The 10,809-nt window shown below is 45.1% G+C and carries 9 protein-coding genes, 1 tRNA gene and 1 pseudogene; 2 read left to right on the top strand and 9 right to left on the bottom strand.

The window, feature by feature from the left end:
- The 9 genes and pseudogenes from rpoB to B3180_RS08585 form a co-directional block, all read right to left on the bottom strand.
- Positions 1-576, bottom strand: a pseudogene (gene rpoB, locus B3180_RS08625) (DNA-directed RNA polymerase subunit beta); the annotation flags it as partial.
- A gap of 218 nt (positions 577-794) precedes the next feature.
- A complete protein-coding gene (rplL, locus tag B3180_RS08620) occupies positions 795-1,169 on the bottom strand; it encodes a 50S ribosomal protein L7/L12 (RefSeq protein WP_054491334.1) in 375 nt (124 codons plus the stop codon).
- 54 nt (positions 1,170-1,223) lie between these two features.
- A complete protein-coding gene (gene rplJ, locus B3180_RS08615; protein WP_054491335.1) occupies positions 1,224-1,742 on the bottom strand; it encodes a 50S ribosomal protein L10 in 519 nt (172 codons plus the stop codon).
- A 265-nt stretch (positions 1,743-2,007) separates the two neighbouring features.
- Positions 2,008-2,703: a 50S ribosomal protein L1 gene (gene rplA / locus B3180_RS08610; protein ID WP_273022493.1), complete on the bottom strand. Its 696-nt coding sequence runs from the start codon at positions 2,701-2,703 to the stop codon at positions 2,008-2,010.
- A gap of 3 nt (positions 2,704-2,706) precedes the next feature.
- The gene (gene rplK / locus B3180_RS08605) at positions 2,707-3,135 is read right to left on the bottom strand and encodes a 50S ribosomal protein L11 (RefSeq protein ID WP_011233603.1); all 429 of its coding nucleotides are present in this window, start codon (positions 3,133-3,135) and stop codon (positions 2,707-2,709) included.
- 138 nt (positions 3,136-3,273) lie between these two features.
- Complete coding sequence (gene nusG / locus B3180_RS08600; RefSeq protein WP_054491337.1) at positions 3,274-3,813, bottom strand: transcription termination/antitermination protein NusG; 540 nt, start codon at positions 3,811-3,813, stop codon at positions 3,274-3,276.
- A 2-nt stretch (positions 3,814-3,815) separates the two neighbouring features.
- Positions 3,816-4,196: a preprotein translocase subunit SecE gene (secE, locus tag B3180_RS08595; protein ID WP_054491338.1), complete on the bottom strand. Its 381-nt coding sequence runs from the start codon at positions 4,194-4,196 to the stop codon at positions 3,816-3,818.
- A 47-nt stretch (positions 4,197-4,243) separates the two neighbouring features.
- Positions 4,244-4,320: transfer RNA gene (locus tag B3180_RS08590), tRNA-Trp, on the bottom strand.
- A 95-nt stretch (positions 4,321-4,415) separates the two neighbouring features.
- Entirely contained in the window at positions 4,416-5,273 is an 858-nt protein-coding gene (locus B3180_RS08585) for an HDOD domain-containing protein (protein WP_054491108.1), read from the bottom strand.
- A gap of 86 nt (positions 5,274-5,359) precedes the next feature.
- Between B3180_RS08585 and B3180_RS08580 the strand changes: the two genes are divergently transcribed.
- Positions 5,360-7,087 carry an autotransporter assembly complex protein TamA gene (locus tag B3180_RS08580; RefSeq protein ID WP_278358827.1) on the top strand — a complete coding sequence of 576 codons (1,728 nt, stop codon included), beginning with the start codon at positions 5,360-5,362 and terminating at the stop codon, positions 7,085-7,087.
- Complete coding sequence (locus tag B3180_RS08575) at positions 7,084-10,458, top strand: translocation/assembly module TamB domain-containing protein (protein WP_278358828.1); 3,375 nt, start codon at positions 7,084-7,086, stop codon at positions 10,456-10,458. The genes B3180_RS08580 and B3180_RS08575 overlap by 4 nt, the downstream gene beginning before the upstream one ends.
- Positions 10,459-10,809: the final 351 nt, after the last annotated feature.

Here is a 10,809-nt window from a genome sequence, read left to right as displayed (position 1 = left end):
GTCTTTAGGATCAAATTCAAAATCCAACCAAGAGCCACGGTAAGGAATAACACGCGCGTTATACAGGACTTTACCTGACGAGTGAGATTTACCTTTATCGTGATCAAAGAACACACCAGGTGAACGGTGGAGCTGAGAAACGATAACTCGCTCTGTGCCATTGATAACGAAGGTTCCGTTTTCTGTCATTAACGGAATTTCGCCCATGTACACTTCTTGTTCTTTAATGTCTTTAACTGTACCGGCAGCTGCTTCTTTATCAAACAGCACCAGACGCAGTTTCACACGCAATGGTGCTGAGTAGGTAATGCCACGGATTTGACATTCTTCAACGTCAAACGCCGGCTCACCCATGTGATAACTGACGTACTGCAGTTCCGCATTACCAGAATAACTGGCAATAGGAAAAACCGAACGAAAAGCCGCTTCCAGACCATTATTGGCTTCTGGATCGACTTCAATAAATTTCTTAAATGAATCAAGCTGCATAGACAGCAAATAAGGAACTTCTAAGACCTGAGGTCGTTTACCGAAATCCTTACGAATACGTTTTTTTTCAGAGTAGGAGTACGCCATGGGGTTCCTCAGCTAGCTGATTGATGACCCTAACCAACGAGTGGTTCGATGGTTAAAAACAGATTAATCTTTTATCTGTCGATCCCGTTGTTATCTTTTTTCGCTTATCTGTATCCAACGTCGGGCAAAATGATACAAGCGATACAGCGCAAAAAGGCTGGTGGTTAATTAACCACCAGCCCAAGGCCTAAAAGGCCATATGTCGTACAAAAGTGAAATTACTTAACTTCAACTTCCGCACCAGCTTCTTCAAGCTGCTTTTTCAGCTCTTCAGCTTCGTCTTTGCTTACACCTTCTTTGACTGCTACTGGTGCAGACTCAACCATAGCTTTAGCTTCTTTCAAGCCAAGGCCAGTTGCGCCGCGAACAGCTTTGATAGCAGCAACTTTGTTAGCGCCAGCTGCTTTCAGCATTACGTCAAATTCAGTTTTCTCTTCAGCTGCTGCTTCGCCGCCTGCTGCTGGAGCAGCTACTGCTACTGCTGCAGATGCGTCAACGCCGAATTTTTCTTCAGCTGCTTCGATCAATTCAACCAGTTCCATTACTGGCATTTCAGCGATCGCGTTTAAGATGTCGTCTTTAGTCAGAGCCATTACTCTAAACTCCTGGGTTGATAATTACAAAAAATGGTTAAAAAAACCAACGTATTATTTAGCGTCTTTAATTGCAGCCAACGTTCTAACGAACTTGCTAGGTACTTCGTTAACAGTTTTAACGAATTTGCTAACAGGTTCTTTGAAGGTGGCGAGCAATTTAGCCAATGCTTCGTCACGAGTCGGAAGTGAAGCAACTGCATCCAGTTTTTCTGGACCCATGATGCCATTACCGATTGACAGAGCTGTCACTTGCAAGTTCTTGTTTTCTTTTGAGAAGTCTTTGAACAAACGAGCTGATGTGCCCGGTGCGTCCATTGAAAACCCATAAACAAGAGGTCCTTTAAGTGCATCGCCCATGTCTTCAAACTGTGTGCCTTCAAAAGCGCGTTTTGCTAGTGTATTTCGTACAACTTTAACGAAAATACCCTGCTCACGAGCTTTCTTGCGCAGCGCAGTCATATCGGCTACTTCGATGCCTCGATATTCAGCAACGGTGACGGCTAGCGCATTTGAAGCAACTTCGTTAACTTCCTTAACGATGGCTTTCTTTCCGGCTAAACCAATTGCCACTGATATCACCTCGTTTTCAATTTGGGACCGAAGTCCCTCGTTACAATTAGGTGGGATAAACCCACCGCGTTGTCACGGTGATTCTCTACCCAGAGAGCCTGAGTCGGATATCACCATCTGCGTAGGAAATTAAGTGCCACTACCCAATATTCCGGGATACTCGCGGTACACCTACGGTCTTGGACGGGAGCCTTGCTTTGTTGCGACTTAGCAACGCCGCGGCAGCTCCAACCCATAAACCATTACATTAACCGAACTGAGCGAATTAAACCGCTGCTACAGTTCCCTGGTCAATGCTTACACCAGCGCCCATCGTTGTAGACAAGCTGATGCGTTTTAAGTAAACACCTTTAGCTGATGAAGGCTTCGCTTTCTTAAGAGCGGCCAACAAGGCTTCAAGGTTTTCTTTCAATTTGTCGTTATCGAAATCTACACGGCCGATTGTTGCGTGAACAATACCGTTTTTGTCGTTACGATAGCGAACCTGACCTGCTTTAGCGTTTTTAACCGCTGTTGCTACGTCAGGTGTTACAGTACCTGTTTTCGGGTTAGGCATCAGGCCGCGTGGACCTAAGATTTGACCTAATTGACCGACAACACGCATTGCGTCAGGCGAAGCCACGACTACGTCGAAGTTCATCTCGCCTTTCTTAACTTGCTCTGCCAGGTCTTCCATACCAACGATGTCTGCACCGGCTTCTTTCGCTTTCTCTGCATTGTCACCTGAAGTGAATACAGCGACGCGAACGTCACGACCAGTACCGTTTGGCAGTACAGTAGCACCACGAACGTTTTGGTCAGATTTACGAGCATCGATGCCTAAGTTTACTGCGACATCAACACTTTCAGTGAATTTTGCTGTTGCTAACTCTTTTAACAGAGTGATAGCTTCATTCACATCGTAATCACGGGCTTCAACTTTCTCTGCGATCATACGAGCGCGTTTTGTTAATTTAGCCATTGATTAGCCCTCCACGTTCAAGCCCATCGCACGAGCAGAGCCGGCGATAGTGCGTACAGCTGCGTCCATGTCGGCAGCAGTCAAGTCAGGTTCTTTAGTTTTAGCAATTTCTTCTAATTGCGCGCGAGTTACCGTACCAACTTTCTTGGTGTTTGGCTCGCCTGAACCACTTTTGATACCAGCCGCTTTCTTCAATAAGAAAGACGCAGGAGGTGTTTTAGTAATAAATGTGAATGAACGGTCTTCGAAGACTGTGATTTCAACAGGAACCGGAGCACCTTTTTCAAGGCTATCGGTTTGAGCGTTGAACGCTTTACAGAATTCCATGATGTTCACACCGTGCTGACCCAACGCAGGACCAACTGGCGGTGACGGGTTAGCTGAACCAGCAGCTACCTGTAATTTGATAATGGCCGATACTTTCTTCGCCATGATAATTACCTCTGTTGTGGGTTTAACGCCTCGTAACTTTTCAGAGGAAAGTTACTCTAACGGCTTCCCGTTAAAAAAGGACGCGAATTATAAGTGACTTCGCGCCATAGATCAATCATTGTCTTGCTGCTTTTTTGATCAAGCTTTTTCTATCTGACCAAACTCAAGCTCAACTGGCGTTGCGCGGCCAAAGATTGAAACAGAAACCGTTACACGACTTTTCTCGTAATCAACCTCTTCAACCGTACCGTTAAAGTCAGCAAAAGGTCCGTCGTTGACGCGAACCACTTCGCCTGGCTCAAACAAGGTCTTAGGCTTAGGCTTGTCTGCAGAATCTTGTAAGCGATCCAGAATAGCGTCAGCTTCTTTCTTGGAGATAGGGGTTGGGCGGTCACTGCTGCCACCGATAAAACCAAGTACGCGGGGCACGCTTTTAATTAAGTGCCATGCATCTTCGTCCATGTCCATTTCGACCAAAACGTAACCTGGGAAGAATTTACGCTCGCTTTTGCGACGAACGCCACCGCGCATTTCAACCACTTCTTCTTTCGGTACAAGAATTTCGCCGAACTTGTCTTCCATACCATGCATTTTGATATGTTCTTTCAGAGACTCGGCAACACGTGCCTCATAACCGGAAAAAGCTTGTACGACGTACCAACGTTTCTTATCGCTCATGGTTAAATCTCCAATCCGGTTAAGAAGCCAACCACACGAACCAGGATACCATCAAGGCCCCAAAGAATAAGTGCAACAATAACAGTGGCAACAATAACTATAAGCGTGGTCTGAGTTGCTTCCTGACGCGATGGCCAAACAACCTTTCTTACTTCGGTGCGGCTTTCTTTAGCAAACGACAGGAAGGTTCTTCCTTTCGTCGTCGTGCTCGCAAAGAAACCTGCTAAGGCCACTAAAACAACCACAGCAATAGCGCGATATAAAACCGACACTTCTTCTGTGTAATAGTGATTACCGCCAATAGCAACAACTAAAAGGGCGATTGCGATTATCCATTTCAAACTGTTCAACGAACTGCTCTGCGTCTCGTTATTTGCGCTCATTCTTTAATCCTAGTTGCGACCGGTCTTCGCTTTGAATCAATAAAATCTGGCAGGGGCGGAGGGATTCGAACCCCCAACCGTCGGTTTTGGAGACCGCTGTTCTACCAATTGGAACTACGCCCCTAACACTTGAGCGGAGAATTATACCGACACCGAGCATTCAAACAAGCGATATTTGTAAGTCTACTTATCGTTTGCAGATTAATTAAACAATTCTGACTAAGCTTCTGCGTCAAAGAGCTCTTCATGAACAATTTGTAGTATTTCTTCTACCTTAAACTCATCAATTTGAAAATGTTCCAGCACCCCATCCTGAACTTGCTCCCATTCTTCTTCTCCCGCCAGGCTCCGAGTTCTCATATCCACCGCGTAACGCGCAATTTTAAGTATTCCCAGAAGATCCAACGTCAGGCTATCCAACTCACTAGAGTGAGTGAAAATAGAGCTGTCTTCAAACAAGTAGTAAATCACTTCGACAACGATTTTGGGCAACTTCCAATGCTGAGCCAATAAGGCGCCTATCGTAGTATGTGTTGTCTGAAATAACTCTTGTTCTTTTATCTGCACCTTGGGCCAGGGAGTGCTTGCTGATGCGTTAAGCAAATCGGCATAATCATCAAATTCAGCCAGCATGACCGGTATGCCGGAGCTTTGAAATAACCCGAGCATATACGCATGGTCTCTTAATTCGGGGCGTCCTATAGATTCTGCGACCAAAACACAGGCGCTGGCAACCCACTCGTTATACCGCCAGAACTCGTTAAGATCGTAGTCGGAAGTTAACGCTGACTTTAGCGCAACGGCCCGAACAATAGGAAATACCCGACGGAATCCAAGCGTCATAACAGCCTGTTGGATAGAGTCGACCTCTTTAGCCCGACGGTAAGCAGCGGAATTAACTACCTGCAACACAGCTGCAGCTATACTCATATCGGCAGAGATCGATTCCGCAATAACACCAACATCGGGTTCATCTTTTTTGGCTTCACTACTGACAGTTAACAGAGTTTGAGGGCGCGGAGGAATACTGACTCTTTGTAGCAATCGTTTCTCTGCTGTCGTAATTTCTATCGCCATAGTATCTCCAGATTGAACCCAATGATTTACATGAAATCTTAAAGCATGTCATTATGTTGAAACGTTTTATCAGGTATAACACTTCAATGTCTTACTTTCGATGTATTCTCTTTGTTTGTGCGTTAATTTTCAGCACCTTTGCTCATGCTTCGGTAGAAGTTGAGGTTTCAGGTGTTGAAGGCGATGAGTACAACAACGTTATGGCATTGTTGCAAATAGCCCGTCTGGACGAAAATAAAAGTTATGCCGCTTATCGAGTTCGGTATTTACATCGACAAGCGCCTAAAGACATCAAAAAGGCACTACGTCCCTACGGATATTATCAGGTTGAAGTGAATGCTCAACTAGAAACTGTCGATTACGGCTGGTCAGCATCGTACCAGGTGAGCTTAAACGAACCGGTTCGAATTTCGCAAAATTCATGGAAAATAAAAGGCGATGCGACGGACGATGAAGCTTTTAGGAAAGTTATTGAAAGCAGTAACCTGAAGGAGCAGGAGCGCTTTATTCACAGCCACTATGAAAGCGTCAAATCGCGCCTTTTATCCTTAGCCAGTCAACGCGGCTATCACGATGCCCGTTTCATAGAACACAACGTTGAAATAGATGTTGAAAAGAATACAGCCGCAATTAATGTCGTATTTGATTCTGGACAACGCTACAAATATGGGCAAATTACCTTTGAACAAGACATTCTGGATGACGAGTTACTGCAGCGCTACGTTCCCTTTGAACAAGGTGAAGGCTACAACACTCAAGAGCTCAGTCAATTACAAATAGCTCTGGGCGATAGCGGATACTTTTCATCGGTTCAGGTCAGTCCGCAGTGGAATGAGTCTAAGCAACACAGAGTGCCTATTACTGTCAATTCTGAGCCAAACTTCAGAAACCAATACCAATACGGCATCGGCTACGGTACCGATACCGGAGCCCGCGTGAGAGCCAGTATTAACCGCCGCTGGGTAAATACAGAAGGCCACCAGCTGCGCGGAACAACACAAATCTCTGAAGTCGAAAGCACTGTCGGCGTTAATTACATTATTCCCGGTAAGAAGCCACAATCTGATTATTACCAACTACGAGCAGAAGCATCTGATAAAGACAACGAAGGTCAGAACAACCGACTCTATCGTCTGGGAGCTTCTAGTATCGTGGCAATGAATAAGTGGCGCCGTGAATATGGACTGCACTGGCAACGCGACGACTTCGAAATCGGTGAAAGTTCCGGAACCAGTCAGTTCCTTATTCCTCAGGCAAGCTGGAACTATATGACCGCTGATGGTCGCTTAAACATTGATAAAGGTTTTCGATTTGATGTGACCTTAAAGGCCGCCAATGAGGCTCTGTTATCCGATGCAGACCTGGCGAGCCTGGAACTTGGCTTTAAAGCTGTTGTCCCTTTAACTGAGAGAATACGCTTTCTTGCCCGGGCAGAAGCCGGAGCGACTTATATTAAAGACTTTGATCAACTACCACCGTCACTACGTTTCTTTGCTGGTGGTGACAATAGTGTACGTGGCTATGCCTATGAACAACTGGGGCCGGAAGATGATACAGGAACTGTTATCGGTGGCCGTTACCTAGCGGTCGCCAGCGCGGAAATCGACTATCGATTTAAGGATAACTGGCGTGTCGCCCTCTTCACCGATATTGGTAATGCCATGATTGAACCTAATGAAAAACTCAAACAAAGTGTCGGCTTTGGTGTTCGCTGGATATCGCCCATTGGCTCAATCCGTCTTGACTTGGCACAGGCGATAGACGAGCCAGGTAAACCGTGGCGCCTGCACTTTACATTAGGCCCCGATCTATGAGGGTATATCGCTGGTTAGCAGGGACTATCCTGAGTCTGGTTCTCCTGATTCCTATTATAGCTTTTAGTCTGGTCGCCAGCGAAAGCGGCAGTCGATGGGTATTAACCCAGGTGCAGAAGTATGCCCCTGTTGAATTCAGTTATAGTCAGTTTAATGGAAGCCTTTTAAATGAGTTTGAGTTCAGAGACTTTAGCTTAGAGGCCGGTACTTTTTCTTATGCCCCGGAACAGCTCAAAGTAAGCTGGAAACCTTTTGCTCTATTATCGGGTGTGCTTAGAATAAACAGCGTTAAAAGTAACGGCGGTGAAATAAGGCTGCGAGCGGCAGAACAAGAGCAAAGTGACGCCTCAGAAACTTCTATTCAAGACATTTCAATTGAACTCCCTATAGACTTCAATGTGCTCAAGTTATCCATTGAAAAAACGCAATTTTTTATTCTAGAAACTCCTGCGCAGAGCCTAAATATTAATGCGTCAGTGAGGCTTGATACAAGTGGGAGCCTAAACATTCGGGAGCTGCAGCTCGAGCATCAATACATGACAACGACAATTAGCGGCAGAACCAAGCTTTCTTACCCGTTTGATAGCAACCTTAATAACAACACACACCTGCACTCGCCGGACTACCCCGAGCTAAAAGTCAAAAGTCGTATAGTCGGTAACCTGCATAAGCTATCGACGACTAGTGAATTATCAGAAGGCCTTATCGGCACGATCTCGGCTGAATTACAGGACCCAATTAATGACCTTAAGTGGCAGCTTACGAGTCAATGGCAAGACAATAATATAACTCCATGGTTGACGAGTTTCGGCGCAGATACCCTCAACCTGAGTTTCAACGGAACCCTTAACGGACAAGGCGGTATGGATCATATCGAGCTGGAGCCTTCAATTTCCGTCATGGTTAATAAGCAACAAGCAGATATTGATGGCAACCTGAACTATAGGAACAACGTACTGGCCCTGAACGCTCTTAATATTCAGCCCCAGGGAGACATTGACGGTGTGTTAACTCTTCGGGGAGAAATCTCATCACTTAAAACTAATCCGGTAATAAATGTATCGGCAACCTGGGATGAGATTATCTATCAACCCAATCAACTGACTAGCCAAAACGGCAAACTGACAACGCAGGGCACGATAGGTGACTTGGCTATCTATTTGGACAATACGCTCACCGGATTACTAGAGAATGATTTCAACCTTACAACAGAAGCCGAACTAACGGACGCAAGTTTAAAGCTAACTCAGTGGCAACTCTCTCAAAATGAAGAGCAAGTAAATGGCAACGCAATCATTGAGTGGAAAGATAACCTTTCGCTGGCCGCTGACCTCTCAGGTAGTTTCCAACAGCAGACAGTAGACGCAAAAGTTAGATTGCGTCTGTTAGATCCCTATTTATTTGTCGACCAACTAGAAGCACGCTGGGGCCCACACTCGTTATTAGCCAATGGGGCACTCAGTCCTGGCAACGACTTAAACTGGAAGCTAAGCTCCAGAGACTTAAGCAAGCTATCAGATATCAAAGGTGAACTGGCAGCGGAAGGAAGTATCAACGGTCAATTAAACCAACCACGGTTTGATTTTGATATTGCTGAGTTTAACCTCAAGCTACCTGACTATGATGCAATTACTCTGAACCAGTCAGTAGCCGGCTCCTTTAACTATCAAGAAAACACTTTTGACGTAACTCCGGTTTGCCTAGGCTATAAAGGACTACGTAAACCGTTATGTGCTCAACTAGAGCAGCAAAAAGATTCAATAAACTTTACTGCAGATGCCAGCGAAGTGCCTTTGAGTTTGCTCCAGGCACTTGCCTTACCTGACACTCCTTACACATTGAGTGGAGAACTTTCTTTAGGCATTGATGGTGTATTTAACAATCAGACAATGAAATTTGAAAAATTCGAGGGATTCGTCAACGCAGATAACTCTAAAATACAAGCGGGTGAAGAAGTCATAACCTTAAACCAGCTAGCGCTAAAAGCAAAAAACGGCGCAGAGCAAGATATTGATATTTCATTGAATGCTGAAGCCAATGAACTGGACTTTGAGCTGTCTGGAAAACTGAATATTGAACAGTTAAATGCCAATAGTCCAATATCGGGGAAAATGTTACTGAGCTCAAAAAGTCTGGAGTTGTTAAACCTATTTGCGCCACAGATCAATATAGGTGACGGAAAAACTGAAGCCGAACTAACTATTGCAGGTAAACTTAACGATCCAACCGCATCAGGAAGCATGAATTTATCTGCAGACAGAATTGTTTTACTTGCCAGCGGTACTTTGATTACGAATCTAGAGGCTGAGCTAACTGCCGATGCAGATGTTGGACAATTTACTGTTAATGCTAAGGGTAAGGTAGGTCAAGGAGATGTTGATATTAAAGGTCGATTCAATGTCTTTAAGAGAGTTGGCCTGCTAACCATAAAAGGCGAAGATCTATTAATTTTAGACACGCCGGATCTCTTACTTTCGGCTTCTCCTGATGTCAGCATTGAGCTGCAAGAGGACCTGGTAACTCTTACTGGAGACTTAAACGTTCCCAAGGCACGCATAACTCCGGTAGAGTTAAATCAAGCTGCTACAGAGTCTGCTGACGTTAATATAAAAAACGAGAAGAAAGAAGAGTCTCTATTCAGAACTAAAGCAGATATCACTGTGAGTTTAGGTAAGAGCGTACGCGTTGAAGCTATGGGGTTCTCCGGGAATCTGCAAGGACAGCTACGAATTAAGCAACAACCAGACTCTGCCGCTACGGGAAATGGAAGTATCGGCGTTGTTTCGGGAGATTACGAAATTTACGGCCAAAAGCTGGCTATAGAACGCGGCGATCTCTTATTTAACGGCGGACCTTTAGATACACCGTCTTTAAACCTACGAGTAACACGAAATATAAAAGGTAACGGTGTTTCTCAGCGCCCCCCTGAAACTATCGGAGCGCGAGTAACAGGGACTATAGAACAGCCTGAGCTCAGCTTATTTTCGACACCACCGCTTCCTGACAGCACAATTCTTTCTTACCTTTTATTCGGTAAACCACCAGGAAGCCAGGGAGATGTAAATAACCTTGAGTTACAAGCTGCGCTATTAGTCGGGGGGCGTAGCACCGAGTTTCTGACTGAAGGGATAAAAAGTACTTTTGATTTAGATGAAGTGTCGTTGGACTCAGAAACCAGCGATGTAAATGATACATCTCTTTATATTGGTAAGTACTTATCGCCTCAATTATATATCAAATACGGAATCGGTTTGCTGGAGCCCACTTCCACTTTCATATTGCGCTACACACTATCGGAAAGGCTGCTGTTCGAATCGACTTCAAGTACAGAAGGTCAAGGTGGTGACTTGATATATACCATAGAAAACTAAAATTAAGCCTCGCACTCAGAAGCAAGTTAAATGAGCGTCCCCCATCTTTGATGGTTACTTACACATTAACCAGACAGTTTATCCGACCTTTTAGTTACCTGATAATGCCGAAGCTAGGTATTTTGTTTCGGACATAAAAAACCCCGGCGCGTTAGCACCGGGGTCTTCCTATTTGTAGTCTGGACAAGGTTTCGCAGAGCTCAACCTGTTCAGCGGGGTAAAGCCAAATGGTTGGCTTTACCAGGGACCCGCTTCACCCTACTCTCGCCGTAGCTCCCCACCAGAAATAAAAAACCCCCAGCGTTAGCTGAGGGCTTCTTAGAATTAAAGTCTGGCGGTGACCTACTCTCG

Origin of the sequence: Idiomarina sp. UBA4206 (assembly GCF_002383015.1) — a bacterium.
Classification (GTDB): domain Bacteria; phylum Pseudomonadota; class Gammaproteobacteria; order Enterobacterales; family Alteromonadaceae; genus Idiomarina; species Idiomarina abyssalis.
This window is presented reverse-complemented; position numbering and strand designations above follow the sequence as displayed.

Bases quoted from the DNA above. Each gene is read 5' to 3' on its own strand.
- rplL (WP_054491334.1), bottom strand. From the start codon at position 1,169: ATGGCTCTGACTAAAGACGACATCTTAAACGCGATCGCTGAAATGCCA.
- rplA (WP_273022493.1), bottom strand. From the start codon at position 2,703: ATGGCTAAATTAACAAAACGCGCTCGTATGATCGCAGAGAAAGTTGAA.
- rplK (WP_011233603.1), bottom strand. From the start codon at position 3,135: ATGGCGAAGAAAGTATCGGCCATTATCAAATTACAGGTAGCTGCTGGT.
- nusG (WP_054491337.1), bottom strand. From the start codon at position 3,813: ATGAGCGATAAGAAACGTTGGTACGTCGTACAAGCTTTTTCCGGTTAT.
- secE (WP_054491338.1), bottom strand. From the start codon at position 4,196: ATGAGCGCAAATAACGAGACGCAGAGCAGTTCGTTGAACAGTTTGAAA.
- B3180_RS08585 (WP_054491108.1), bottom strand. From the start codon at position 5,273: ATGGCGATAGAAATTACGACAGCAGAGAAACGATTGCTACAAAGAGTC.
- B3180_RS08580 (WP_278358827.1), top strand. From the start codon at position 5,360: ATGTCTTACTTTCGATGTATTCTCTTTGTTTGTGCGTTAATTTTCAGC.
- B3180_RS08575 (WP_278358828.1), top strand. From the start codon at position 7,084: ATGAGGGTATATCGCTGGTTAGCAGGGACTATCCTGAGTCTGGTTCTC.